This is a genomic window from Mesorhizobium sp. C277A (assembly GCF_040324395.1).
Taxonomy (GTDB): Bacteria; Pseudomonadota; Alphaproteobacteria; order Rhizobiales; family Rhizobiaceae; genus Mesorhizobium.
In genome coordinates this window covers 984223-1007401 of record NZ_JAMYVW010000002.1, presented here as the reverse complement: position 1 = coordinate 1007401, position 23179 = coordinate 984223, and the positions used below count along the sequence as shown (strand labels likewise).

Sequence of the window (23179 nt, the reverse complement as noted above, 5' to 3'; positions counted from 1 at the left end):
AGGCCGCTCACGCTTTTGTGCGCGTGAAAAACTGCGCGGCTCGAAAAGCCCATTGACATCAGCCGTATTTTCGACGCAAACGTTATATTGTTACTGTTATACAGTTACACAGCCCGCCTCTCCGGCGACATACATTTCAGACTGCAAGGAGACCACGGATGCGTCGCATTCCCTTTCTCGCCGCGCTGCTCGTCGCGGTGCCGCTTTTGACCGGCACGGCTGTCGGCGCCGAAGACAAGCTGACCATCGTGGCGGCCGAGAATTTCTATGGCGACCTTGCCCGCCAGATCGGCGGCAGCAACGTCACCGTTACCAGCATCCTGGCCAATCCCGACGACGATCCGCATCTGTTCGAGACCAGCCCGTCGACGGCGCGCACCATCGCCGATGCCAAGATCGTCATCTATAACGGCGCCGATTACGATCCGTGGATGGACAAGCTGCTGTCGGCCTCGACAGCCAAGGATCGCACGACCATCGTCGCCGCCGACCTGATCGACAAGAAGTCGGGCGACAATCCGCATCTGTGGTACGACCCGGCGACGCTGCCCGCCATCGCCAAGGCGCTGAGCGCCGATCTTGCCAAGCGCGATCCGGCCAATGCCGTGCATTATGAGGCGAACCTGAAGGCATTCCAGACCTCGCTCGAGGCCATTGACAAGGAAATCGCCGACGTCAAGAACACCTATGCCGGCACCGAGGTGACGGCTACCGAGCCGGTCTTCGGCTACATGGCGGAAGCGCTCGGTCTCAAGATGCTGAACTACGATTTCCAGGTGGCCTTGATGAACGATGCGGAGCCGAGCGCCACGCAGGTGGCGGCGTTCGAAAACAGCCTGAAGGACGGCTCGGCCAAGATCCTGTTCTACAATTCGCAGGTGACCGACGAGGCAACGACAAGGCTGCTCGACATCGCCAGGCAGAACAAGGTCACGGTCATCGGCGTCACCGAGACGGAACCGGCGGGCCAGACGATCCAGACCTGGTTCGGCGGCCAGATCGACGCGGTCCAGAAGGCGCTCGCCGCCCGCACGCAATGAACGTGACTGCGAATGAATGTGACTAAATGAACGCAATCGAATTCGACAAGGTCACGCTGACCTATGGGGGACGCCGGGTTTTATCCGACGTCTCCTTTTCTCTACCGCAAGGCGCCTTTGTCGGCCTGCTCGGCGCCAATGGCGCCGGCAAGACGACGATGCTGCGCGCCATTCTCGGCCTGATCAAACCGGCCGGCGGCGCCATTTCGGTGCTTGGCAAATCGCCGACGCGCGGCAACGCCGACATCGGCTATATGCCGCAGGCGCGGCGCGCGCTTGGCGATGTCGGCGTCAGCGGCCTCGACTTCGTGCTGAGTGCCGCCGGCGGGCATCGCTGGGGCTGGCCCGTCGCATCGGCTGCCGAGAAGGAGGCGGCGTGGAAGGCTCTTGAAGAGGTGGGCGCCGGCGACCTTGCGCGGCGGCCGCTGGGCGAGCTTTCCGGTGGCGAGCGCCAGCGCATCCTGATCGCGCAATCCTTGATCGGCAATCCGCAACTGCTGCTGCTCGACGAGCCGCTGATCAGTCTTGATGCGGGCCATCAGCGCGCGATCATCGACCTGGTGCATCAGATCGGCGAACGGCTCGGCATTGCCGTGCTGTTCTGCTCGCACGAGATCAACCCGCTGCTGCGCGCCGTCGACCGCGTGCTCTATCTCGGCAACCGCAAGGCGGCGATCGGCTCCGTCGACGAGGTCATCAGTGGTCCGGTGCTGTCGAAACTCTACGGCACGCATATCAATGTGGTGCGGGTTGCCGGCCGCATCTTCGTCATGGCCGACGATGTAGAACTCGAGAGCGGGGCGCATGTCCACGATCTTTGACTATGAATTCATGCGCAACGCCTTCTATGCCTGCACCATCGTCGGCATCGTTTCGGGCGCGGTCGGCTATTTCCTCGTGCTCCGGGGCCAGACCTTCGCCGGTCATGCGCTCTCCCATGTCGGCTTTCCCGGCGCCACCGGCGCCGGCCTGATCGGGCTGTCGCCGTTTCTCGGCCTCACCGTGTTCACCGTCGCCGCCGGCATCGGCATCGGCCTGCTCGGCGAACGCGCGCATCGCGACGTCGCCATCGGCATCGTTTTGACGCTGTCGCTCGGCCTGGGCTTGCTGTTTCTGCATTTCTACACCGCCTTCGCCTCGCAGGCGACCAACGTGCTGTTCGGCAATGTGCTGGGCATCAGCCTGCGCACCGTCATCGTGCTTGCGGTGCTGGCGGTGGCGATCCTTGTCGCGCTTTTGCTGATCGCGCGGCCGCTGCTGTTCGCCAGCCTGCAGCCGGAACTCGCCGAAGCGCGCGGCGTGCCGCTCACTCTTGTCTCGACCCTGTTCATGGTGCTGGTCGCCGTCGCCACGTCCGAGGCGGTGCAGATCGTCGGCGTGCTGCTCGTCTTCGCCCTGATGGTGGCGCCTGCAGCCACCGCGCTCAGGCTTACCAGCGGCGTCGGAGCCGGCGTGCTGACGTCCATCGCGCTTGCCGTGATCATCGCCTGGATCAGCCTGACGCTCGCCTTCCTGACCGACTGGCCGACGAGCTTCTGGATCACGGCGCTGGGCGCGGCGGCCTATGTCGTCAGCGGCATGGTCCGGCGCCCGTCGGTCCGAGAGACTCAGAGCGCCGACGCCGGCCCCTGAGGCTTGCCCTCCGGCAGGTCGATCGGGCCGGCTGGGGTGCAAAACTGACGTGAGGGAAATACACCCAAAAAAAGTCAGGTCTACAATCCGGCTCCTGAAACGTTTCAGCCGGGAAAGGCAAATTCGTTCAATCGCCTAGATCGCGACCTCTGTCGCGCCAAAGGTCCGCTCCGGAGCGGCCGGAAAACCCGGCAAACCGCCATTTCAAGCGCATTTTGCGGCGGCGAATGGCTTGCGCGAGGCCGGCTGGAAAGCTGGCCGGGAGGCGCAAAAGCGACCTCCCGCGGCCATCGCGGGCGGCGTTGACAGACCGCGGTGCTGCATGCGTATAGCAAGCCATGGGTCACGCCATGGCCGTGGCGGTTGAGACGGGGCTGGGGGGTTTCGTAACAACAGCATTGACGGCCCGGCGCCGGACGGGCGGCATGCACTCTCGAAGTGCGCCGCTCGCTCTTGGCTGACGCGCCGGCGACCCGGCAGCAGTCCTGGCCTGCGTTATCTCGACCAGGCTCCGCAGAACGCCATCGTCTCAGCTTTTCGATCCGCATCGGTTCGAAGCGAACGAGGTGACGCCCTCTTAACCGATATTCGCTTCGCTACGTCCCCCTCCCCCTGCTGGGCGAGGGGGACGCTGGCGATGAACCGCGCCGGCCGACGTGTATCGGCGCCGATCAGGAACTGCCGACGACGCGATCAAGCAAGCCTGACGACGAGCCGATCAGGCGACCCTGGCGACGTCGATCAAGCAAGCTTGACGACGAAGTGCTTGGTTACCGGCTCGAGGATATGCCAGGTGCCCTTGAAATCGGCTTCGACCACGAACGCATCGCCCGGACCGACCTCGACAGGCGTGCCGCCATCGGGCGTGATGATGATGCGGCCGGCGATCATGTGCACGAACTCATAGTCGGTGTAGGTGGCGTGATAAGTGCCGGGCGAGGCCCGCCAGGTGCCCGACAGCACCTTGCCGTCGGCGGTGGTGTGCTGCACGGCGGTCTGCATGGTCGGCCGGCCCGCGACAACGATCCAGCCCGGTAAGTCGCCGCCCTCGGCATGCTCGACAGCGCCGAATTTGAAAATGGTGGTGTTGGTCATGGGAGGCTCCGTTTGAATTGCATGGCTGCCGGTTGGATAGCCGATGCGTGTGACGGGAGCAACGCAAGGGCCGACCCCGGATGTCGGAGATTTGGCGAAGGAGGCGGGGAGCTAATCTCCCCCATCGAGGGGGAGATGTCGCCGAAGGCGACAGAGGGGGTCGCCGCGCGTGGAGCGCCTGCCTTCACTTGCAGGATTGGGCCGAGTCCGGTCGAACCGACCCCCTCTGGCCTGCCGGCCATCTCCCCCTCAAGGGGGGAGATCAGCGGCGTCGCCTCCTCCAATGTTGCACTGCGTTAGATTTGTTGCATTGCGATATCGACCCATAGGGCGGAGTCTTGGGCCGACTGTCAACGGCTGCGCCGTGTCCCGTTGGGCGCGCACAGCTGCGGCACGTATGATCCCGGCGCGATCGTTGCTCGCTCCAAGGCGGGATCATGCACCAGCACGAGGTGGCAAATCGTGTCAGCATCGTTCCGGCCCGATATCGAAGGACTGCGCGCCTTGGCGGTGGCAGGCGTGATCGCCTTCCATTTCGGCTTCACCGGTCTGCCCGGCGGCTTCACCGGCGTCGACATCTTCTTCGTCATCTCGGGCTATCTGATCACAAAACACCTGCTTGCCGAAATCACCGAGACCGGGCGGCTGAACCTGTGGCGCTTCTACGCCAGGCGCGCCCGGCGGCTGTTGCCCGCGTCGCTGTTCGTCATCCTCGCCACGCTGGTGGCCGGCGCCTTCATCCTGTCGCCGGAGGAACAATCGCTCTATTCGAGGGGCGCCATGTTCGCCTCGGCCTACATGATCAATCTGTGGCTGATCCGCTGGTCGTTCGATTATTTCGCCGCCGATGCGGCCAGCAACCCGTTTGTCCATTTCTGGTCGCTGTCGGTGGAGGAGCAGTTCTATGTCGCCTGGCCGGCGCTGCTTGTGCTGGCGGCATGGCTGCGCCCCGGCAAGCGCGGCGCGATCCTGGTGATCGGCATTGCCGGTCTCGTCTCGTTCGCCGTCTGCGCCTGGCTCACCACGGTCTCACAGCCCTGGGCCTTCTACTTCTCGCCGCTGCGCGTCTGGGAGTTCGCCGCCGGCGGGCTGGCCAGCATGGTGCCGCAACAAGTCTGGCAAAACCGCCCGCGGCTCGCCGCGCCGCTGGCGTGGCTCGGCCTGGCGCTGATCGCCGGCGCCTATCTCTCCTTCAGCGAGGAAGCCCCCTTCCCCGGCTTCCTCGCCCTGGTGCCGGTGGCCGGCACAGTGCTGTTGCTGCTCGCCGGTTCAGCGCATGCGCAGCAAGGGCAGAGCGCTGAGAAAAGCCCGAGCGCGGCACTGGCGCTGCCGCCCCTGCAATGGGTCGGCAAACTCTCCTACTCGCTCTATCTCTGGCACTGGCCGGTGATCGTCTATGCCACGATGGTGGTGCCCGAGCTGTCGCCGCTCGGACGCCTCGCCTGCCTGGCGCTCACTTTGGCGCTGTCGGTCTTCACCTATCATGTCATCGAGAACCCGATCCGTCGCAATGGCTGGCTGATGGCCAGTGCGGCGCGGGCGCTGGTGCCGGCCGTCCTCCTGACCGGCACCAGCGTCGCAGCCGCATATGCCAATGCCAGGCTGGCCGTCCACGATCTGGACCCTGAGCAGCGCAGCATTGCCGCCAGCGCCGCGCAGCCTTCCACGGCGCGCGCGGCCGGCTGTATTCTTTCCTTTGAGACGGTGACGCCGAAGGCCTGCGTGTTCGGCAACAAGGACGCCCCGCGCTCGATTGCGCTGTTCGGCGATTCGCATGCCGACCACTGGTCGACGCCGCTGATCGAGGCGGCGGCCAAGAACAACTATCGCCTCGTCACCTATCTCAAATCGTCCTGCCGTGCCTCGCGGGTGACGACCTGGAACTGGCGGCTGAAGCGCGACTACACCGAATGCGACCAGTGGCGGGAGCAATCGGTCAAGGACATTATCGCGTTGCACCCGCACATGGTGGTGATCTCGGAATTTTCGATCGGCAATGTGATGAAGGAATCGCCCGAGGAACTGAAGCACGCCGATGGGAACGAGGAGTGGAAGACCGGCCTGCGCTGGACGCTGGCGGCATTCAGCCGGGCCGGGATCAAGGTCGCGGTAATCCGGGACGTTCCCTACAATGGAAGCTATGCCGACAAATGCGTGGCGCGGGCGCTGTGGCGCGGGCAGGTGCCTGAAGTCTGCGACACGCCGAGGGACGCGGCGGCGAACGACGACATCGCCGCGGCCGAGCGCGACGTCGTGCGCAGCGTGCCCGGCGCCACCTATGTCGACCTGACCAGCCAGTTCTGCGACGCCCAAACCTGCCACGTGTTCATCAACGGCCAACTCGCCTTCCGCGACCGGCACCACCTGGCGACGCCATTTGCTGAATCACTGGAGCCGCTCTTGGAGAAGGCGGTGTTTTAGGGGGCGGCGAGGTAGGGGGACCTGACGGCTGACGCTCAGTTGATGCGAGCTATGCCACAAACACATCCTCTCGATGGTGAGCGAGGTAAGCCTGCTGCGGCGGGGTGAAGGTGCTAGTGCGCCAGACGGCGGGGGCTTCGGCAAAGCCGAAACTCTGCATCACCAATTGCTCGAATCCGAGCCGCCGCAAATCAGTCTTGTCGACGCGCTGGGATATGAGGACCTGCCCGCTATCTTCAAAACTGATGAAGCCACGGTCAAAGAGGTGGTCGGCATCAGGCGTGAGGAGCAGCCCGTTCATGCCGTCCAAGCGCTCCTGCGCGGAAGCGCATAGGCGCCAAGGCTTGATGTGGCTTGCAATCAGCAACGAGGGATTGGTGACCCCTGTGAGTCGGCACGAGCGCTCCATGGCTTCGACATTGGAACGAAATTTACCTTGGCCGCGACGAGCTTGAATGACGCTCGTCTTTACAGTGTCCTCGAGTTGGAGGTCGTCTCGGATACGGCGCTCAACGACGTCCTCTAAAATTTCATTGACGACTTCGAAAGTGAGACTGTTTGCGCCACCACGCCTCAAAGCTTCGCGGTCGAAAGCTGTACCCGCGACAATTGTGTGAAACACCTCTTGCGATACGCTCGCGAGATAGGCGTTTTGACGGCCTGATCCGGAGTTTGGGTCGATGGGCGAGTATCGGGCAGGCAGAAGCGGACCCAATTCGCCAATTATGTCCGACGGGCGCACCGTCGGCAGGAGCGGCGCCCAATACACCGGGAGAAGCCAACCTTCCTCGTTCCAATTGGCTCCAGTGTTCTTGAACTCCGGTGGTTTCGGTGCTGTGAATGCAAACTCCGCTACCCGACCAATATAGCGCACGGCTTGACCGAAAAAAGACAACACGAGGTCACCAGGTGTCGCCCGACGCATATTTTTGTAGAACTCGCTGCGTGCCCCATTCTTCTGAGTTTTGGGCGACCAGAGATATTGCCCGTCGATCTCTTGGCAGGCGGTCTGACTGTGATTTACCCACCAGAATTGCGACATCGTTTTTGATTTTAATAGTTGCCGTCGGCTGGGTAAGCTCTATTCGAGACCTGTCTCGCCTACAAGCATGGAGCCGACCTTATTGCCAGGTGCGACAGGCGGCGTAACTGCATCTTTCGGCGAGACGCCAAGAAGAGCGTAGGGCGACGATAGTCGCCGCCCCCACCCCACTTGCAAATCGCCCCCCAAATGCCATCTAGATCACAGGCGCACCGCCGGTGCGCCTTAGCCACGGAGCTTTCACTTGACGCAGCGAAGCGGCAGTGCGGATTTGCCGCTGCATGGCGGGCGGGTTCCGAAATGGCTGGGCGATCGCATGACGCGGCTGGGCGCTGTGCTGTGCGAGGCGATCATCCATCACTATGGCCGCGACGAGCTGTTGCGGCGGCTGGCGCATCCGTTCTGGTTCCAGTCTTTCGGCGCCGTCATGGGCATGGACTGGCACTCCTCGGGCATCACCACCTCGGTCGTCGGCGCGCTGAAGCGCGGGCTGAACCCGATGTCGCGCGAGCTCGGCATCCATGTCTGCGGCGGGCGCGGCGCGCATTCGCGCAAGACGCCGCAGGAGCTGACCGCGATCGGCGAACGCGTCGGCATCGATGGCGCGGCACTCGCCACCGCCAGCCGCCTGGTCGCCAAAGTGGACAGTGCGGCCGTGCAGGACGGCTTCGACCTCTATCTGCACGGCTTCATCGTCACCGACGACAGCCGCTGGGTGGTGGTGCAGCAAGGCATGAACGGCGACAGCCGCCAGGCGCGGCGCTATCACTGGCTGTCGGAAGGGCTGACAAGCTTCGTCGACCAGCCGCATGCGGCGATCGAGGGCGAGCGGCAGGGCGAGATCGTCAACCTGACCGATCATCGCGCCGAGCCATCGCGGACCGGACAGCTCGACCTGTTGAAGACCATGAGCCCGGAGCGGATCCTTGACGAGCTAGCGGTGCTGGAGCCGCCGTCGAAAGCAGCGCCTGCGAAATCATCCGCGCAGCCGATGCTGCCCAATCTGGTGATGCCGGCGCATCACGACGTGCGCGAGAGCGACATCGTCATGCACCGGCTGCACGGCAACATTTCCGCGGCAATAGAAAGCGGGCCGGCCGATTTTCCCGAACTGCTGCTGGTGCCCGGCGTCGGCGCGCGCACAGTGAGGGCGCTGGCCATGGTGGCGGAAGTGGTGCATGGCGCGCCTTGCCGCTTCTCCGATCCGGCGCGCTTCTCGCTCGCCCATGGCGGCAAGGACCGCCACCCCTTCCCGGTGCCGCTGAAAGTCTATGACGAGACGATCGCGGTGCTGAAATCGGCCGTCGGCAAGGCAAAGCTCGGCCGCGAGGAAGAGCTTGGCGCGCTGAAGCGGCTGGATGGCGAAGCGCGGCGGCTGGAGCGCTACGTCACCGGGCCGAGCCTTAAGGAGATCGTCGCCGGCGAGTTCGACCAGTCGCACCTGCTTGGCGGGCGCAGTGTGTTTGGGTGCGAGACGGCGGCGGAAGAAGAGCCGTTGAGGACGATCAAGAAAGGCGCTTGATGGCGGCCGGTTCGCGCCGCCCCTCATTTCCCTGCCGGGCGTTCGTCATTCGAAAAGCGAAGCAGTTGGCTTTTCGTCCGCTTTGCGGACCATTCCTCAACTCCCCGTATAGTGACGGGAGAAATATGCTGTCTTCGATGCTTTCGCCAATCGCCAACGTTGCAGGAAAAGCGCCGCCGTCGCGGCCAGCCCCTTCTCCCGTTTACGGGGAGAAGATGGCGGCAGCCAGATGAGGGGCGGCGCGGCGCCTGAAAGTAATGGCTCGTTCAGCGACTCGCCAGTTTCAAGTTTGATTCACAAAACCTCTCTAAGCCACTGTCTTACAATATTAACTTTTACGCGGCACCCTTCAACAGGTCTTCCGGCCGGCCCTCGACGAGCGCGGCAATATAGCTTTCCAGGCTGGTCGTGCCGCGCTCCGGGTTTTCCGGCTGCATCGGCTTGTCCAGCGTGGCCCCGGTCAGGCGGGCATAGGACTCGGCCGCCGCTTTGGAGAAGCCGAGTTTTTCGTAGGTTTCTGTCCAGCGCTCCCGCGGCACCGTGACCACGCGCACGTTTTTGCGCAACGCCGCACTGAAGGCTGCGGCGACATCGGCGGCGGAGTAGCGCCGAGGACCCTCGATATAGTGCGTGCCGGTCTTGTCCGCCGGCTCCAGCAGACGTCTCGCCGCAGCCTCGCCGAGATCCTGCGGCGCCACCATCGGCAGCTCGAAATCCGCCGGGAAGAAGGAGGTGATGACGCCGTCGCGCCGCGCCGTCTCCGGGGCCTGATCCCAGTTGCTCATGTAATAGGCGGCGCGGTTGATGCTTGCCGGAATGGCCTGGGCCTTCAGCTTCTGCTCGAGGCCGTAAAGGACGGTGAGATCGCCGACACCCTCGCCGGCCTGCGCGCCATAGGTCGATTCCGCTACCACTTTTTCGAGGCCGGACCCCTCCAGTGCCGTCGCAATGGCGCCAACCGTCTTGCGCTCCTCGGCGTCGGTGTCGGTCGATGGATCGGCCGGCGGGTTGAGCAGAAACGCCCGCTTGCCGCGCCGCAAGACTTCACGCAGCGCCTCGACATCGAGCACATCGGCAACCGCGGCCTCCGCGCCCTGTTCAACCAACCATGCGGCCTTCGACTCGTCGCGCGTCACCACCGTGACATCCTCGCCCTGCCGCAACAGCGCCATTGCCGCCGCCGAGCCGACATGGCCGGTACCTCCAAGAATGACATGCATGGTCTCGTCCTTCCCTTGCTGATTCATGCCGGATTAATGGCTGGGGCGGCGAAGGGTTCAAAAATCGGGGGACGATGCTGACAGGAGGTGACGCTGACTTTCCTCGCAATGCACGGCGCAGGGGTCGTTCGCATCTTGCAAAATTATGGAACGAGGTCGTGCCCCGCGAGTTATATTAGCGCAACCTTGAATAGGAGGCAGCTATGAGAAAGCTCCTGCTTGCTTCGGCTATCGCTATCACTGCGGCGGCGGCGATGATCGCCCCGGCGAATGCCGGCGGGCGCGTCGTGATCGGCATCGGCAACGGCTACTATGACGATGACTACAATGACAGCTATGGCGACTATTACGATCGCTACGCTCCTCGCCCTTACTACCAGTATAATGCCTACGATAACGGCTTCAGGTACCACAGGTATCACAGGCACCATCGCCATTGCCGCATAGAGTTGGTCAAGCATTGGCGCCATCATCACAGGATCGTCGAGGAAATTCGCGTTTGCGAACGGTGATCCGATAGGGTGAAACCGGTTCGGCCGGCATCTGCCGGCCGGCCACTTCCTGCGCGGCTGCCGGCCTTATCGCGGCTTCCGCATCAGCATCATCCCGTAACCCACGGCCAAAAGGTCGAGCCCGACCTTCAACAGCTTCACCACCACATCTCGTCCCTCGCCGGTGCGTTCGGCGAGCGCCTTCACCGACTGGCCTTCGAGGCAGATTTTGCGAACCACCTCCGCCACTTCCCAGTGGGCCATGGCGGCGATGGCATGGGTGTGGGCGCGGCCGGCGTTGAGCACGCGGTCGGGGATGCCGCCATTGATGCGGCCGCCGTCAATGCGCTCTTCCCACGACATCGGCCGCAGCCCGTCACGCGAGGCGCGCTCAAAATCGTCGCGAAACCGTTGGCCGGCCTCGCGTTGCTGGCGCGTCAGTGAGGTGATGCCGACCAGCGGATCGACATTGCGCACCCGCACGATGCCGCCGGTCGCGGTGTAGCCGTCATTGGAGACCTCGTAGACGCGCCGCGCCTCTTCGGTGCCGACGCTCAGCCGCTTGCGGCCGAAGCGATCGTCCTTCAGCGCGAAATCATGGCCGATCTCGCGGCGGATGCGCACCTGCTCGACTTCGCCTTTGGGGAGTTTTGGTGGCTGCCGTTTCTGCGCGGTTTTTTTGCTCATCGGGGGATCCTTGTGGGATTGGGTTGTTGAGCCGGAAGGTTGGCGTTCCTTCGCCCCCCCCTCTGCCCTGCCGGGCATCTCCCCCACGAGGGGGGAGATTGGCAGTTTCGGCGCCTGCGCCTCTGCAACGTTGGCAATTGGCGAAATCGGCGGCGATATCCGATCGCCCCCGTCGTGGGGGTTGAGGAGTGGTCCGCGAAGCGGACGGAAAGCCAATTGCTTGGCTTTCCGAGCGACGAACGTCCGGCAGGACAGAGGGGGGCGCTGTCCCGCCGGCTTACGATCATTGGTGGGGTCGTCCGGAGGCGAGGAACGGAGCCCAGCCGCTCACACCACCTCGACCACAGGCCGGTGGAAGCGCGCCTGGTGGTATTCGCAGTAGCTTTTCAGCGCCCTTGTGCGCAGGCCGCAGCACAGCATCTCCGGCCCTGGCCGGCTACCGGGAGCATCGTTGTCGGGGTCTTCCTCCAGCGTCAGGTCGAGCGGCGCGCGGCAGCGGTTGAACAGGCAGTCGATGAAGCGCATGGCGGCGACATGCGGCTGACGCCCGAGCGAAGCAGGGCGCGGCGCCGGCACATTGAAGCGATAGACTTCGCCGTCCACCACCAGCCGTCCTTCGCCCGGGATCGAGGGCGCCGGACGGGCTGGCAACAAAGGCCTGGCCGGCGTGTGTCTGGCTTGCCTGGCGACCGGTGTGGCCGGCGTGTGTCTGGCTTGCCTGGCGACCGGTGTGGCCGGTGCGGCCGGCTTCGAAACTTCAGGCCGCCTTACCGGCTTGCTCGGCTGAACCGGCAGGATCTTCCCTGCCGTGTTCTCGTTGGCTGCAGCCGGCGCCGTCGCATTCTTCCTCGGTCGGCCGCCCGACCTGCCGCCTCTGGGGTTGGCGAAGCCGATGGTCTTCGACGCGCTGTTGCGGTGGACGATGCCGATGATGGCGTTGCGCGAGACCGGACTGCCGCGCAGCGCCGTGAAGCGGACGGCGATCCCTGTGGCCGACAGGCCATCCCTCAGCCAGACGGCGATCTCCTGCAATTCGGTGTCGGTATAGGCAGTCATGTCGGTATCCATTGATTGCGCGCAAAGGCCGAGCGCCGGCCCCGAGGGCCTACGGGAAAAATCAGAGCGGATGGTCGGTGCGGTCAGCCGATACTGGCGGCCGGCAGCGAGCCGGCGAGATGCCGCAAGGCGGCTTCGGCGGCCGCTTTGGTGAGGGCGGAAACCGCCCTGCCCGTCAGCCGGTCGAACAGGATGACGGTGCCATCTTCCGTGCGGATGCAGGAAAGGTCCTGCCCGCCGGAGACAGCCCTTGGCGCACCGGCGGCGCCATGGGCCGAAGAGGTGGCCGGAGCCGGGAGAGGAGCGGCTCCGGCCGTTCCGGTCGATCGGGGGGACGACGGTTCGACCGGATCCGGGGCAGAAGCCCCGGTTTGCGTCCGGACCGGGGAGGAGGACAGCCCGGACGATGGGAGAAAGCTGAGGATGCCTGCGGAAACGCTTGCGGTTTGTTCGATCATGCGCTAAGCGTACGATATGTACGAAACGTACGCAAGCGAAATCGTACGTACTGGACGATAAATTCAGGCAATTTGTACGATGCAGGAACCGAGGCACAGATTGCAGCAGGCACGGGCGGAGGCAGGTTATGCCTCGCCGAGCGACGCCGCGCGGGCATTGCGCGACATCAACAAGAACACGCTGATCAGTCACGAGAACGGTAACCGGCCGCTGTCGCGCAAGGCGGCGGAGAAATACGGCCGCCTGTTCGGCGTCGATCCCGGCTGGCTCTTGTTCAACGGCGACGGCGGCAGCCTTGCGGGGGGCCATTTCGGCTTTGACGAGTCGGGCCGGCAGATCCCGATGCCGTCGCTGGCCACCGTCGATGTGCCCATCGTCTCATGGATCAGCGCCGGCGAACTCGGCAGCCAGGACATGGTGGTCAATCTCAGCGACTATCCGACCATCCCCACCACCGATCTGGAGCAGGGCCAATGGATTGCTCTGCGCGTCGACGGCCCGTCGATGAACAAGATCTCGCCACCGGATTCGATCATCTTCGTCAACCTCAGGGACAAGCGGCTGGTGACCAATGGCTGCTACGTCATTTCTGACGAATCCGGCCAGGCCACCTACAAGCGTTACCGCCCCAACGAGAACCCGCCCTTCCAGCCGGCCTCCTACATGGACATCCCGCCGCCGGCGCTCGAAGGCGCCATCACCATCATCGGCCGGGTGAAGCGCTCGATGATCGATATGTGAGGGAGAAGGCGGTGAGGCGCAATCTCCCCCCTCGAGGGGGAGATGGCCGGCAGGCCAGAGGGGGTCGCCGCGCGTAAGGCGCTGACGTCCTCTGTCCGCGATAGGAAGTCGCGTCAGGACGTACCGACCCCCTCTGTCGCCTTCGGCGACATCTCCCGAGGGGGGAGATTACGCGCCCAAAAACTCGTTCGTAAAATACCCCCCGAAATCCGGCCGCTCTTTCAGCCCCTTGCCATCGGCGTCAAGCAGAATGCCGGCCCTGAAGAGGTAGGTTCCGATCGCCTCGATCTTGGCCTTGTCGATGGTGCCGATGACGCCGGCCTGGCTTCTGAGGAAGTGCCCGTCGACGAGCATCTTCAGCGAAGCGTGGATCAGCGCCGGGTCGGTCAGCGCGTCCTTGTTGGACGCGATCAGCAGGTCGCCAGCCTCTTGCGCATGATCGACCGCAAACTGATAGCCACGGCGCGTCGCCTCGAGAAAGGATGACGCCGCCTTTGGATTTGCCTGGAGATAGGCATCACTGGAGGCGATCAAGGTGGTGTGCTCGTCGGGCACGCCGTAGTCGGCGTAGCGGAAGCCGCGCTGCCTGACGCCTTTCAACTCGGCAGCGACGCCTTCCCAGGTCGAGACCTCCAGCGTGAAGTCGACCGAGCCGTTGGCCAGCGCCTCATAGGCCGAGGTGCCTAATGTCACCGTCTCGAAAACGCCCTTGCCGCCATCGTGGCGGATGATGGTCGAGATCAGCGTGTTTTCCCAGGCGCTGCCGAAGCCGCCATAGGTCAGACCGTCGAGATTCCTGGGACTCTTGATCTCGCCGCGATCCGCGTTGAAGACCAACCGGCCGGTCTCCTGCTGGACCACGGCGTAGACCGCCTTGAGATCGGCGCCGGCAGCCCGCTGGGTGAACAGGCCGACGCCGGCAATGCCGAAATCGGCGATGCGGTTGGCGACCAGCGTGCCGGCGCCAGTATCGCCATAGGGCAGGATCTCAACATCGAGCCCGGCCTCGTTGTAGAACCCTTTGTCGCGGGCAACGAACAGGCCGACATGGTTGGTGTTGACCGTCCAGTCGAGCGCGACGGTGATTTTTTGCGTAGCCGCATGAGCGCGAGAGGCAAGCGGCAGTCCGGCAGCCAGCGTCAGCAGCAAAGCCTGCCGGCGTGTGAATTCGGTCATGAAAAACTCCTTTGAGCGGTCTGCGGGAACGAGGGCCGGTCAGTCCCGGGATTGAGCAGCGTGTCGAGGATGTCGGCTTCGAGCGCGACGGCCTGGCGCGCGGCATCGCTGCCGGTGGTGCGCGGGCGCGGCAGCGGCACGGCAATCTCGCCGATGATGCGGGCCGGCCGCGCCGACATCAGATAGATTCGATCGGAGAGGTAGACGGCTTCGCGCACGTCATGGGTGATCAGCAGCGCGGTCCAGCGGTGGCGCTGCCACATGCCTTCCAGCCAGCGCTGCATACCCGCGCGGGTCAGTGCATCCAGCGCGCCAAAGGGCTCGTCGAGCAGCAGCATGTCGCGCTGCTGCACCACGGTGCGCAAAAGGGCGGCGCGCTGGCGCATGCCGCCGGAAAGTTCCGCCGGCCAGGCGCGCTCGAAGCCGGCAAGGCCGAACTCGGCAAACAACGGCGCGACGCGTTCGCGCGCCGCTTTGCGGCCAAGACCCTGAACTTCCAGCCCCAGCGTCACATTGTCGATGACGCGTCGCCACGGCATCAGCGCGTCGCGCTGCGGCATGAAGGCGAAGGGGCTGCCCTGCAATGGTGCGCCGTCGAAGCGCATGTCGCCCTCACCTTTCAGCGCGCCGGTCAGCAACTGGAACAGCGTCGACTTGCCGGCGCCGGAAGGGCCGAGAATGGAGACGAACTCGCCGGCCTCGACATGAAGCGAAATGCCGGCGAGCACCTCAAGCGCGCCGAAGCTTTTGCTGATGTCGCGGAGTTCAAGCCGTGTCATTGGCTGCTGTCTCCCGAAGATCTGACGTCGCGGCTTTCGCTCCCTGCATTCTCCCAAGGCATGGCGAAGCGCTGGACGAGCACCGCAATGGCGAACAAGACAAGCGTGAGCGCGGCGCTGACGGCGACCGCGGCGAGCACCAGATCGGGCCGAAAGTTGTTCTTGGCATTGAGCATGTAGATGCCCAGCCCCTTCGCCGCCCCCGCATATTCGGCGAAGATCGCGCCGACCACGGCGTAGGTGATGGAGATGCGCAGCCCGGCGAAGAAATAGGGCAGCGCCGAAGGCAGGCGCGCCAGCCAGAAGATACGCCAGCGCCCTGCCCCCATGGCGGCGAGCATCTGCGAAATCTCCTTGCTGGTCGCAGCAAAACCTTCGACCAGCGCGACCATCATCGGGAAGAAGGTGACGAGCGCCACAAGCAGGATTTTTGGCATCAGCCCGAAGCCGAACCACAGCACGATGAGCGGCGCGATCGCGACCAGCGGCAAGGTCTGGCTGACGATCAGCAGCGGAAACAGCGCGCGGCGCAGCGGGGCCAAGAAATCGACCAGCGCCGAAAACACGAAGGCAGCGACCAACGAGCAGGCGAAGCCGGCTGATGTGGCGCGGATGGTGGGCAGCGTGTTGTCGGCCAGGGCGGCGCGATGCTCCCAGGCCTGCTGCAGCACGCGCGACGGCGCCGGCAGCACGGTGGGGGCGACACCGCCGTAGCGGGCGTAGAGCTCCCAGGCTGCGAGGAGCAGGGCGAAAGCGAAGGCGGCGGGGATGGTCTTGGCGATGCCGGCGGCTAATCTCCCCCCTCGAGGGGGAGATGTCGCCGAAGGCGACAGAGGGGGTCGTCTCGCATAGAGCGCCCACGCCTTGCCGATGCGAAAAGGACGTCGGCGCTCCACGCGCTGGGACCCCCTCTGGCCTGCCGGCCATCTCCTGCTCGAGGGGGGAGATTCGTGGGCATCGCGGTCTTCGCCAATCGCCAATGGCTCCCCTCCTCTTTGTGCTGAGGGGTCAGAGGCATCTCCTCCACGCAATGGGTCAGATAAACCAGCCACGGCAATATCCTCAAGGAACGACGCTTGAGCCGCGGCTCAGACGGCGCTCGGGCTGTTCGCCGAGATCGTGATGTCGAGGGTGACGTGGCCGGCGCCGGGGCCGAAGCGGCAGAAGGCCTCGTTGAGCGTGGCAAACACCGCACCGGCATCGCCACGCAATTTGGTGCAGAAGTTCTTTGAGCGCTCAAAGACGCCGGACTGTTTCAGGAAATCGATGCAGCCGTAGATCTCGTCCATATGGTCGCCCGTGCCCATAACGTAGAGCGAGAACTGCGCCGCCACCGGCTGGCCGGTCGACGGCGTGGCCTGGACAGCGCGGATCGCGGCGATCTTGCGCTCGTCCAGCGGAATGGCGGGGCCGCCGGTCTCGTCGGAGCGGCAGATCGGATCGTCGGGCTCGCCCGGACAGCCGCGCGAGACCGCCGCCGAAAGCACGCAGTGCTTGCCGCTTTTGGCCGCCGCGACGAACAGGTCGCGCATGGCGGGAAACAGCACCTCGGGCGGCCCGACCATAAGGGTCGAGATGTCATCGGTTTCGATCCGCAGCCGGTCGCGCCAGGGATCGAGCGCGCCGAGCGCGCCGAGGATGACGCCGACGAAATCGTCGGTCATGGGATAAAGGGAAATCTGTGCGCCTGAAAACATCGCCCGCCTCGCTCCGCTGGTATTATCCAGATCAGCTTTAGGGTCCGAAGGCTTGCCGCCCTCATCTCAGCCCCGACGATACGGAGCACCCCTGTGGATGGGCGGGTTAAAGCATTGTTCGCGGCATTGGGGAAGCCGTTTGTTGAGGCACTGCGGGAAAGTGTTTTGGGCCAGACGTGCCGGGCGCCCGGGCGTTAACAGACGACTCGTCAGTTCGTTGCGTTATCGTCCCAACTGTACGAAATTGGCTTGACGCTCATTCGTACATAAAGTACGATATCTCTTTTCGCAGAGAGGAATGTCCTTGAGCACAGCGAACCATGTTGCCTTCGCCGATCTCTCTCGTCCTTTGCCGTCATCTCCGTCGTTGCCGCCGCCTTTATTGCCGCCCCCTTTGTTGCCCTTGTCATTCGATCAGTGCCAACGCCTCGCCGGGGCCTGGCGAATGGCCAGCCAGGACATCGCCGACGACATCCGCTTCATCCGCCAATATCTGAAAGTCGTTGCCGAGAAGGACGAGAGGCTGTCGACCGGCACCCTTGTTCACAGCCGCGCCTATGTAGAGGCCTGCGCCGGCTGGCTGCCACAGACCGTGACGCGCTATCTGCGCCACCTGCGCCAGATCACCGAATGCGAACTGGCCATGACAGCTGCCGGCATTCGCTTTGCGCTGTCGAGTTATGCCTGGGAGGCATGAGGGCGCCTGTCGCCAAACACAAGGAATTGCGCTGCCCGTCGCAGGCGCAATTCGTCAGGTTGAGAGGCTCGGGCGCGCCTGAACGGCGGGCGCCAAGGATGGCCCGGCCAGCGAATTCCGGCCTTGCTTTATTTCGACTGACTTATTTCGACTTGGCCTTATTTCGATTTGGCTTTGCCGGACTTTGCGGCGGCAGGCTTCGCTGCCTTTGGCTTGGCGGCTGCCTTGGCGGGCTTGGCGTCAGCTTTCTTCGCCGCCTTTTTGGGCTTGGCGACCGCGCCGTCGACTTCAGCCGTGGCCTGCTCCCAGTGTTCCTGATGCGCGCCTTCAGGCCGGCCGGCCTTTTCCCAGATCTCGTGCGCGCGCTGGCGAATGCGGTCCTGTTTGTCGTCCGTCACTTAAGCCTCCGTGGTTGGGTCCGGTCGGTTGGTCCAGATTCCACGAAAACGTTAGCCGAAAATTCGGCCGGCGTCTTGAGTGACGAGACATCTCAGCGCGGGTCGGAAATCACCGCAACGCCGAGCAGCGCCGCTTTCTTGACGATCAGCCCCGCGAGGTCGGCATCCGAACGATCGGTGCCGGTGCGCTCCCGCAGGAGCGCGATCGCTTCCTTCATCGATAACAGCGCCGTGTTGCGCTCGGCCAGCAACTTGTCGCAACACGCCGCAACATTGGCGGAGTTCGGGGTCTCGACATGCGGCAACATGGCAATTCTCCTTTCATCATGTTCATCATTCGGCCCTGCCGCCCTTTTAGGAAGAACGACAGGGCCGTATCACCGATGAATGGTTAGGTTGTCGAGCGTTACTCGACCACCTCGACAATCCTGCGCGTGCTGGGGTCGACCAACACGGTATGGTTGTCGACGACGGCGTATCTGTACTGAACGTCGGGAACCTCCTGCAGCTCGACAGTATCAGGCAAGGCAGTGCCGACATTCAATTCGACGCCGAGCAGATTGACCGAGGCAAGCGGATGTTTCTTTACGTACTGGTGCACGACCGTGCGCTGTTCCGGGGTGATGATCACCTGCTGCTGTGCCGGCTGCGTGACGATGACCTCGTCGGCGGCGGCAATGCCGATACCAGCGATCATGGCGAGCCCGGCGACGGCGGGAATAAGGATGGTTTTCATCTTCGTCTCCTGTCGTTGTTGGCGAGCTCCGCCGTGTTCCCGCATGAGGCGAAAACAGCGCAGATCGAGGTGGCGGGCTCCTGGAGGCAAACGCAGCCGGTACGGTCTTGTTCCGCAAGCGGAGACTAAATTGATCGGCTTCCCGGTCATGCCAGCAGAACCCGCACCCGCAAGATTCGCATTGAAGCACAATCCCTCAGGAGACCTTCGACATGGATGATGCACGGCTCCAATTCCGGGCGATTGCGGCCGGCGCCGGCATTGATCCGGTGACCGCGTCGCCCGGCCAAGACGGGAACCGACCGCCTTCGTGCCACGCCGTGAAGTTTCAAGCAAAGGTCATTGCTTCGGCGGCTGCGCAGGCACCTCGCCAGGCTTGATCACCGGCGTCTTGCCCTGGTCCGGCGGCGGCTGCGTCATACCCTGGTCACCACTGGGCGGCGGCTGCAGCACGCCGCCGCAGGGACCGAGCGTGCTGGTCGATTCGCCGCCGCCATTGGCGACCGGCGGCTTCTGACCATCGTCCTGAGGCTGCGCCTGGCAAGGCGCGGCAGGGCCGTGCTGGTCGCCATTGTCCTGCGCAGCCGCCGGGTCGGCCAGCGCCAAGAGCAGCACGCATGGGATGAGGGGGAAAGTCTTCATGGTCCAGCTCCTCTGGATTCATCTCCTTGGCAAAGCAGACTAGTCCTTGGCAAAGCAGACTGGCGGCAATTGGTTCCACGGAGATGGAGTGGTTGCCGGAACCTGACAGCCGGAAGTGAGTTCCACCTTCTCGACGCAAAGCCGCCCGGAGGAGGCAATCATGGAAGAACGAAACAGAAAACCCAATGACGAGGTCGAGGCGCCACCGAGCAAAAACGATGCCCGCGACAGGATCGCCAATGACGAGGTGGAAGCGCCGACGCCGCGCCGGCAGGATTGGGATGCGCTGCGTGGCGCAACGGTCCTGCCCGACGGAGCAGATGAGGAAAGCCTGCCGGACACCACCGGTGTCGAGAAGGAAGGCGAATTGCCCGAGGAGGATGACGACAACCCCTACCAGGACAGTGACGATGCCTTGCCCGACGACGCCGAGGAAGCCGCCATTGGTCACGATCTGGCGAGGCGCGGCGGCCCGTTCGACGACGTGTAAGGCAGCGACCGCGGATACTTTCGAGAGGTTTCCCGGGACGTCCACGCCGTCACCAGTTGGACCAAGGATGAGCTGAAGGCGATGCCGGAGCATCGCGATATTTCGAAGGATCCGGCTGGCCGGATCCTTCGTTTAAGGCGCCTTGGCGGTTTGGCTTAGCCCTTGTGGTCAAGGGCTGGACGGCGACAATCTCGGCACCTTCGACAGCCGAGAAGCAGCCGAGAAGCACGAACGCGAAGCCCAATATTTCAAGCGCCGTCGAGGCCGCTCGCCTGAAATCTTCAAAGTGCGCAAGAAATCCCCGCCGCGGGCGGTGCAGACACGCTCCAGCATCGCAACGCTGCGAACCGGGCCATCGCCCGCCGGCACTTGAGTGCCGACGGGCTCTGACCTTCAGTTCGACCCGGGATCGCCGAGCGCCTCGGTGACGAAGGACGCCGCGATCAGGTCGTCGGCGTCGAGGCGTAGGGAGCCTTCGACACCCCCCATGATGGCCGCGACCTTCTGGAAGGTCTGCATCTCGTGTTCAGTAACGCTGGCGTCTCGCATCCTGGCTTTCAGATCGGCGATGCGTCGGCCCAGTGAGGCCGACGTTCCGATTTCTCTGTTCGACATGGTGGCCTGCTCCTCCCCCAACCCATGCTGTGGACGTACTCAAGTCTGCCTATATATAAGGCAGCGCGAATACAGTCGCCGCAACGCGCGATATCTGGGAAGGTTCCGGCGCCAAATAGTCACGAAATAATACGTGGTGGGACTCGGGTATGTTGAGCGCCGACGCGGCGATAGACACCGCAGCCAGCGGCTGCGGCCATCGGCCTGGCCAACCCGCGTGGCGGGTCGCGAACGCGGGTCGGACTTGATCGCTGCGCGAACAGTCAGCGAGAAGCCGGCACCACGCCGGACACCGAGCGCGCCGTTTCGGGCGAAAACACCACGAAAGCAAAAACCAGAACGGCAGCGGCGACGATGAGCGAGCCGCCGGCGACGATCGGTTCAAGCGCCGGGTTTCCCTGCAGCATCACATACAGCGCCGGCAGCATGATCACCAGGCCGAGTGTGTAGAGCCCGTAGTGGATCATGGCGATGCGACGCGCCGCCTTTTGCGGATTGAGCGCGTAGTAGCCGCCGAAGATGGCGCTCGTCACCCAACCGAGCAGATTGATATGCGCGTGCGCCGGAAAAGCGGCGTGGTCACCCGAGATCGCCATCTGCAGGCCGGCCGCAATCCCCAACATCAGGAACAAGATGGCAGTTTTGAAAAAGAGTTCTGAAACCCTCGGCATGTCATTTCTCCCCCTATGCGGTCTGCGACCGCTTGCGACCTGGAGAATACACCCACGCGCAGAACTTTTCCACGCCGCGCTTATGGGCCATGCCTGCACAGCTTTTTGCACGCTGTTCGACTTTTCTGGCTGCCACAACCCGGCGCCGCCGCGCTACGGCGTCAGCAAGATGTCGGCGCCCGCTCGCTCGTCGAACACCACCGCGCAGCCGCGCCCCAGCGCCACTGCCGACAGCGCGTTGGCCACCGTCTCGTCCGGCGATACGAAATCACCGGTCAGCACTCGCAACTCCTCCACCGCCCTGGCCATTGACACGCAGTGCCCGGCAACGCGATCGCTCGTGCAGGCGTCAATGACGCTGACGAGGTCGATCATCTCGAACTGGCCCATACCGGCCTCCACAAAAACAGCGTCCCGTCGCGGATATGAACGCCGAGGCGAGAGACAATGTTCCGCAGGTCCGATGCCCAGGCGGAGCACTCGACAGCCCGACCTGGAACGGGCCGGCCGGCGACAACCGCTTCGCTTGACAATAGGCCCTGTTTGTTCTCTATTTGTTCGGCAAAAACGCCTCTCACAACAGACGCGGCTAATGCTGCAACGCCGCAAAGGGAACGGTCGGGATGGAGCCCACCATCCTGCATGCGGATCTCGACGCCTTCTACGCCTCGGTCGAGCAGCTGCTCGACCCGGCGCTCAGGGGCAAGCCGATCGCCGTCGGCGGCGGCGTCGTGCTTGCCGCTTCCTACGAAGCCAGGGTTTTCGGCGTGCGCGGCGGCATGCCCGGACAACGCGCGCGCGAGCTTTGCCCCGGACTGATCTTCGTCGGCGGCCATTTCGCCGACTATCAGCGGCTGGGCGACGCCGCCATCAAGGTGCTCGACGATTTCACGCCGCTGGTCGAGCGGATTTCCATCGATGAAGCCTTTGCCGACGTCGCCGGCTGCACGCATCTGTTCGGGCCGCCGGCCGAGATCGCCGCCACGGTGCGTCGGCGCGTCCGGGCAGAGCTCGGCCTGCCGATCTCGATCGGCGTGGCGCGCACCAAGCATCTGGCCAAGATCGCCTCGCAGGTGGCCAAGCCCGACGGCCTGGTGGTGGTCGATCCGAACACCGAACTTGCCTTCCTGCATGATCTGCCGGTCGGCCTGATGTGGGGCGTCGGCCCGGCGACCAAGGCGCGGCTGGCCGAGATCGGCATCGAGACCATCGGCCAGTTGGCAAAGACGCATAGCGGGGTGCTGCGAAGGTTGCTCGGGCCCGCCACCGGCGAAAAGCTGGCGTCGCTGGCATGGAACCGCGACCCGCGAAAGCTCGAAACCCACAGGCGGTCGCATTCCGCCGGCGCGCAGTCGGCGCTTGGCAGACGGCCGGCCGAGGCGCGTATCTTCGGACCCGTGCTGCTGCATCTGGCAGACCGGGTCGCAAGCCGGCTCAGGGCGAAATCACGGCCCGGGCGCACGGTGACGGTGCGCGTGCGTTTCGCCGATCTGCACGCTGTCACACGCTCGCTGACGCTCGATCAGCCGATTTCGGCAACCGCGATGCTGGCCGAAATCGCCGGGGAGCTGGTGCGCGGCGTGCTGGCCGCCAACCCTCGGGAGAAGACCATCTCGCTGCTGGCGATCTCGGTGTCGCAGCTGGAAGAAAGTGCCGAGCTGCAGCTGGAGCTGCCGCTCGGGCTTGCCGATGAAAAGCAGCGACCCGGCAGCAGGCAAGGCCTGGCGCGCTTTGGCGCCGACCGCGCCATCGACAAGATCCGCCAGCGCTTTGGCAGAGAGGCTGTCGGCTACGGCGCCGTGGCGCTGGAAGCCCGGCGCTCGGTTCCCGATGCCTTCCGCGAACTGGCGGAAAAGGAGCTTTGAGGACCGC

Annotated in this window: 27 protein-coding genes and 1 riboswitch; of the genes, 10 read left to right on the top strand and 17 right to left on the bottom strand. The window is 64.2% G+C overall.

Features of this window, described 5'->3' with window-relative positions:
• Positions 1-158: 158 nt before the first annotated feature.
• The 3 genes from NKK52_RS04980 to NKK52_RS04970 are packed head-to-tail and all read left to right on the top strand — an operon-like array spanning position 159 to position 2672.
• A complete protein-coding gene (locus NKK52_RS04980) occupies positions 159-1040 on the top strand; it encodes a metal ABC transporter solute-binding protein, Zn/Mn family (protein WP_032999887.1) in 882 nt (293 codons plus the stop codon).
• Between the two features lie 26 nt (positions 1041-1066).
• Positions 1067-1861 (top strand): metal ABC transporter ATP-binding protein, encoded by a 795-nt coding sequence (locus NKK52_RS04975; protein WP_023685455.1) that lies wholly within the window; start codon positions 1067-1069, stop codon positions 1859-1861.
• Complete coding sequence (locus NKK52_RS04970; protein WP_023685454.1) at positions 1845-2672, top strand: metal ABC transporter permease; 828 nt, start codon at positions 1845-1847, stop codon at positions 2670-2672. Before NKK52_RS04975 ends, NKK52_RS04970 begins: the two co-directional genes overlap by 17 nt.
• Positions 2673-3413: 741 nt before the next feature.
• Here NKK52_RS04970 and NKK52_RS04965 read toward each other — a convergent pair.
• The gene (locus NKK52_RS04965; RefSeq protein WP_023685453.1) at positions 3414-3767 is read right to left on the bottom strand and encodes a cupin domain-containing protein; all 354 of its coding nucleotides are present in this window, start codon (positions 3765-3767) and stop codon (positions 3414-3416) included.
• A 462-nt stretch (positions 3768-4229) separates the two neighbouring features.
• On the opposite strand from NKK52_RS04965, the gene NKK52_RS04960 reads away from it, so the two are divergent.
• Positions 4230-6188, top strand: a complete 1959-nt coding sequence (locus NKK52_RS04960) for an acyltransferase family protein (RefSeq protein WP_023685452.1) — start codon at positions 4230-4232, stop codon at positions 6186-6188.
• A 49-nt stretch (positions 6189-6237) separates the two neighbouring features.
• On the opposite strand, the gene NKK52_RS04955 is transcribed toward NKK52_RS04960, so the two are convergent.
• Positions 6238-7230 carry an HNH endonuclease gene (locus NKK52_RS04955; RefSeq protein ID WP_023685451.1) on the bottom strand — a complete coding sequence of 331 codons (993 nt, stop codon included), beginning with the start codon at positions 7228-7230 and terminating at the stop codon, positions 6238-6240.
• Between the two features lie 244 nt (positions 7231-7474).
• Here NKK52_RS04955 and NKK52_RS04950 point away from each other — a divergent pair, with 244 nt between their 5' ends.
• The gene (locus tag NKK52_RS04950; RefSeq protein WP_031204374.1) at positions 7475-8752 is read left to right on the top strand and encodes a DUF763 domain-containing protein; all 1278 of its coding nucleotides are present in this window, start codon (positions 7475-7477) and stop codon (positions 8750-8752) included.
• Positions 8753-9087: 335 nt separating this feature from the next.
• Here the strand turns inward: NKK52_RS04950 and NKK52_RS04945 are convergent, their stop codons facing one another.
• Positions 9088-9972 (bottom strand): NmrA family NAD(P)-binding protein, encoded by an 885-nt coding sequence (locus NKK52_RS04945; protein WP_023715126.1) that lies wholly within the window; start codon positions 9970-9972, stop codon positions 9088-9090.
• A 203-nt stretch (positions 9973-10175) separates the two neighbouring features.
• Here NKK52_RS04945 and NKK52_RS04940 point away from each other — a divergent pair, with 203 nt between their 5' ends.
• Positions 10176-10484, top strand: coding sequence for a hypothetical protein (locus NKK52_RS04940; RefSeq protein WP_023672486.1), 309 nt, complete (start codon positions 10176-10178; stop codon positions 10482-10484).
• Between the two features lie 66 nt (positions 10485-10550).
• Here NKK52_RS04940 and NKK52_RS04935 read toward each other — a convergent pair whose 3' ends face one another.
• From NKK52_RS04935 to NKK52_RS04925, 3 genes are all read right to left on the bottom strand, one after another.
• The gene (locus NKK52_RS04935; protein WP_023685448.1) at positions 10551-11150 is read right to left on the bottom strand and encodes a DUF6456 domain-containing protein; all 600 of its coding nucleotides are present in this window, start codon (positions 11148-11150) and stop codon (positions 10551-10553) included.
• Positions 11151-11477: 327 nt separating this feature from the next.
• Complete coding sequence (locus NKK52_RS04930) at positions 11478-12206, bottom strand: GcrA cell cycle regulator (RefSeq protein ID WP_023715125.1); 729 nt, start codon at positions 12204-12206, stop codon at positions 11478-11480.
• An 83-nt stretch (positions 12207-12289) separates the two neighbouring features.
• The gene (locus NKK52_RS04925) at positions 12290-12664 is read right to left on the bottom strand and encodes a hypothetical protein (protein WP_023685446.1); all 375 of its coding nucleotides are present in this window, start codon (positions 12662-12664) and stop codon (positions 12290-12292) included.
• Between the two features lie 79 nt (positions 12665-12743).
• Between NKK52_RS04925 and NKK52_RS04920 the strand changes: the two genes are divergently transcribed.
• A complete protein-coding gene (locus tag NKK52_RS04920) occupies positions 12744-13406 on the top strand; it encodes a LexA family transcriptional regulator (RefSeq protein WP_023672482.1) in 663 nt (220 codons plus the stop codon).
• 168 nt (positions 13407-13574) lie between these two features.
• On the opposite strand, the gene NKK52_RS04915 is transcribed toward NKK52_RS04920, so the two are convergent.
• The 4 genes from NKK52_RS04915 to NKK52_RS04900 form a co-directional block, all read right to left on the bottom strand.
• Positions 13575-14582 carry an ABC transporter substrate-binding protein gene (locus tag NKK52_RS04915; protein ID WP_023685444.1) on the bottom strand — a complete coding sequence of 336 codons (1008 nt, stop codon included), beginning with the start codon at positions 14580-14582 and terminating at the stop codon, positions 13575-13577.
• On the bottom strand, positions 14579-15361 hold the full coding sequence (locus NKK52_RS04910) for an ABC transporter ATP-binding protein (RefSeq protein ID WP_023685443.1): 783 nt from the start codon (positions 15359-15361) through the stop codon (positions 14579-14581). The genes NKK52_RS04915 and NKK52_RS04910 overlap by 4 nt, the downstream gene beginning before the upstream one ends.
• A complete protein-coding gene (locus NKK52_RS04905; protein WP_023715124.1) occupies positions 15358-16194 on the bottom strand; it encodes an ABC transporter permease in 837 nt (278 codons plus the stop codon). The genes NKK52_RS04910 and NKK52_RS04905 overlap by 4 nt, the downstream gene beginning before the upstream one ends.
• 255 nt (positions 16195-16449) lie before the next feature.
• A complete protein-coding gene (locus tag NKK52_RS04900; protein ID WP_023670364.1) occupies positions 16450-17058 on the bottom strand; it encodes a YkoF family thiamine/hydroxymethylpyrimidine-binding protein in 609 nt (202 codons plus the stop codon).
• Positions 17049-17161: riboswitch (TPP riboswitch) on the bottom strand. It overlaps the preceding gene by 10 nt.
• Before the next feature lie 342 nt (positions 17162-17503).
• Here NKK52_RS04900 and NKK52_RS04895 point away from each other — a divergent pair.
• A complete protein-coding gene (locus NKK52_RS04895; RefSeq protein WP_023684826.1) occupies positions 17504-17755 on the top strand; it encodes a hypothetical protein in 252 nt (83 codons plus the stop codon).
• A gap of 158 nt (positions 17756-17913) precedes the next feature.
• Here NKK52_RS04895 and NKK52_RS04890 read toward each other — a convergent pair whose 3' ends face one another.
• From NKK52_RS04890 to NKK52_RS04875, 4 genes are all read right to left on the bottom strand, one after another.
• Positions 17914-18153 carry a DUF2934 domain-containing protein gene (locus tag NKK52_RS04890; RefSeq protein WP_023684825.1) on the bottom strand — a complete coding sequence of 80 codons (240 nt, stop codon included), beginning with the start codon at positions 18151-18153 and terminating at the stop codon, positions 17914-17916.
• A gap of 92 nt (positions 18154-18245) precedes the next feature.
• Positions 18246-18461, bottom strand: a complete 216-nt coding sequence (locus NKK52_RS04885; RefSeq protein WP_023670360.1) for a hypothetical protein — start codon at positions 18459-18461, stop codon at positions 18246-18248.
• A 98-nt stretch (positions 18462-18559) separates the two neighbouring features.
• On the bottom strand, positions 18560-18889 hold the full coding sequence (locus tag NKK52_RS04880; protein WP_023670359.1) for a DUF1236 domain-containing protein: 330 nt from the start codon (positions 18887-18889) through the stop codon (positions 18560-18562).
• A gap of 339 nt (positions 18890-19228) precedes the next feature.
• On the bottom strand, positions 19229-19531 hold the full coding sequence (locus tag NKK52_RS04875) for a hypothetical protein (RefSeq protein ID WP_023684824.1): 303 nt from the start codon (positions 19529-19531) through the stop codon (positions 19229-19231).
• 160 nt (positions 19532-19691) lie between these two features.
• Here NKK52_RS04875 and NKK52_RS04870 point away from each other — a divergent pair, with 160 nt between their 5' ends.
• Positions 19692-20021: a hypothetical protein gene (locus NKK52_RS04870; protein WP_023705173.1), complete on the top strand. Its 330-nt coding sequence runs from the start codon at positions 19692-19694 to the stop codon at positions 20019-20021.
• Between the two features lie 393 nt (positions 20022-20414).
• On the opposite strand, the gene NKK52_RS04865 is transcribed toward NKK52_RS04870, so the two are convergent.
• The 3 genes from NKK52_RS04865 to NKK52_RS04855 all read right to left on the bottom strand — a co-directional run bounded on the left by NKK52_RS04865 (position 20415) and on the right by NKK52_RS04855 (position 21697).
• Positions 20415-20636, bottom strand: coding sequence for a hypothetical protein (locus NKK52_RS04865; RefSeq protein WP_023670355.1), 222 nt, complete (start codon positions 20634-20636; stop codon positions 20415-20417).
• A 263-nt stretch (positions 20637-20899) separates the two neighbouring features.
• Positions 20900-21307, bottom strand: a complete 408-nt coding sequence (locus tag NKK52_RS04860; RefSeq protein ID WP_023684822.1) for a heme-copper oxidase family protein — start codon at positions 21305-21307, stop codon at positions 20900-20902.
• Positions 21308-21460: 153 nt separating this feature from the next.
• Entirely contained in the window at positions 21461-21697 is a 237-nt protein-coding gene (locus tag NKK52_RS04855; RefSeq protein ID WP_023670353.1) for a hypothetical protein, read from the bottom strand.
• Positions 21698-21930: 233 nt separating this feature from the next.
• Here NKK52_RS04855 and dinB point away from each other — a divergent pair, with 233 nt between their 5' ends.
• Complete coding sequence (gene dinB / locus NKK52_RS04850) at positions 21931-23172, top strand: DNA polymerase IV (protein ID WP_352628357.1); 1242 nt, start codon at positions 21931-21933, stop codon at positions 23170-23172.
• Positions 23173-23179 lie beyond the last annotated feature (7 nt).

What these genes read in the sequence shown, in the direction of transcription:
- NKK52_RS04980 (WP_032999887.1), top strand. Translation starts at nt 159, where the DNA reads ATGCGTCGCATTCCCTTTCTCGCCGCGCTGCTCGTCGCGGTGCCGCTT.
- NKK52_RS04975 (WP_023685455.1), top strand. Translation starts at nt 1,067, where the DNA reads ATGAACGCAATCGAATTCGACAAGGTCACGCTGACCTATGGGGGACGC.
- NKK52_RS04970 (WP_023685454.1), top strand. Translation starts at nt 1,845, where the DNA reads ATGTCCACGATCTTTGACTATGAATTCATGCGCAACGCCTTCTATGCC.
- NKK52_RS04965 (WP_023685453.1), bottom strand. Translation starts at nt 3,767, where the DNA reads ATGACCAACACCACCATTTTCAAATTCGGCGCTGTCGAGCATGCCGAG.
- NKK52_RS04955 (WP_023685451.1), bottom strand. Translation starts at nt 7,230, where the DNA reads ATGTCGCAATTCTGGTGGGTAAATCACAGTCAGACCGCCTGCCAAGAG.
- NKK52_RS04945 (WP_023715126.1), bottom strand. Translation starts at nt 9,972, where the DNA reads ATGCATGTCATTCTTGGAGGTACCGGCCATGTCGGCTCGGCGGCGGCA.
- NKK52_RS04940 (WP_023672486.1), top strand. Translation starts at nt 10,176, where the DNA reads ATGAGAAAGCTCCTGCTTGCTTCGGCTATCGCTATCACTGCGGCGGCG.
- NKK52_RS04935 (WP_023685448.1), bottom strand. Translation starts at nt 11,150, where the DNA reads ATGAGCAAAAAAACCGCGCAGAAACGGCAGCCACCAAAACTCCCCAAA.
- NKK52_RS04930 (WP_023715125.1), bottom strand. Translation starts at nt 12,206, where the DNA reads ATGACTGCCTATACCGACACCGAATTGCAGGAGATCGCCGTCTGGCTG.
- NKK52_RS04925 (WP_023685446.1), bottom strand. Translation starts at nt 12,664, where the DNA reads ATGATCGAACAAACCGCAAGCGTTTCCGCAGGCATCCTCAGCTTTCTC.
- NKK52_RS04920 (WP_023672482.1), top strand. Translation starts at nt 12,744, where the DNA reads ATGCAGGAACCGAGGCACAGATTGCAGCAGGCACGGGCGGAGGCAGGT.
- NKK52_RS04915 (WP_023685444.1), bottom strand. Translation starts at nt 14,582, where the DNA reads ATGACCGAATTCACACGCCGGCAGGCTTTGCTGCTGACGCTGGCTGCC.
- NKK52_RS04910 (WP_023685443.1), bottom strand. Translation starts at nt 15,361, where the DNA reads ATGACACGGCTTGAACTCCGCGACATCAGCAAAAGCTTCGGCGCGCTT.
- NKK52_RS04900 (WP_023670364.1), bottom strand. Translation starts at nt 17,058, where the DNA reads ATGTTTTCAGGCGCACAGATTTCCCTTTATCCCATGACCGACGATTTC.
- NKK52_RS04895 (WP_023684826.1), top strand. Translation starts at nt 17,504, where the DNA reads ATGGCCAGCCAGGACATCGCCGACGACATCCGCTTCATCCGCCAATAT.
- NKK52_RS04885 (WP_023670360.1), bottom strand. Translation starts at nt 18,461, where the DNA reads ATGTTGCCGCATGTCGAGACCCCGAACTCCGCCAATGTTGCGGCGTGT.
- NKK52_RS04880 (WP_023670359.1), bottom strand. Translation starts at nt 18,889, where the DNA reads ATGAAAACCATCCTTATTCCCGCCGTCGCCGGGCTCGCCATGATCGCT.
- NKK52_RS04875 (WP_023684824.1), bottom strand. Translation starts at nt 19,531, where the DNA reads ATGAAGACTTTCCCCCTCATCCCATGCGTGCTGCTCTTGGCGCTGGCC.
- NKK52_RS04870 (WP_023705173.1), top strand. Translation starts at nt 19,692, where the DNA reads ATGGAAGAACGAAACAGAAAACCCAATGACGAGGTCGAGGCGCCACCG.
- NKK52_RS04865 (WP_023670355.1), bottom strand. Translation starts at nt 20,636, where the DNA reads ATGTCGAACAGAGAAATCGGAACGTCGGCCTCACTGGGCCGACGCATC.
- NKK52_RS04860 (WP_023684822.1), bottom strand. Translation starts at nt 21,307, where the DNA reads ATGCCGAGGGTTTCAGAACTCTTTTTCAAAACTGCCATCTTGTTCCTG.
- NKK52_RS04855 (WP_023670353.1), bottom strand. Translation starts at nt 21,697, where the DNA reads ATGGGCCAGTTCGAGATGATCGACCTCGTCAGCGTCATTGACGCCTGC.
- dinB (WP_352628357.1), top strand. Translation starts at nt 21,931, where the DNA reads ATGGAGCCCACCATCCTGCATGCGGATCTCGACGCCTTCTACGCCTCG.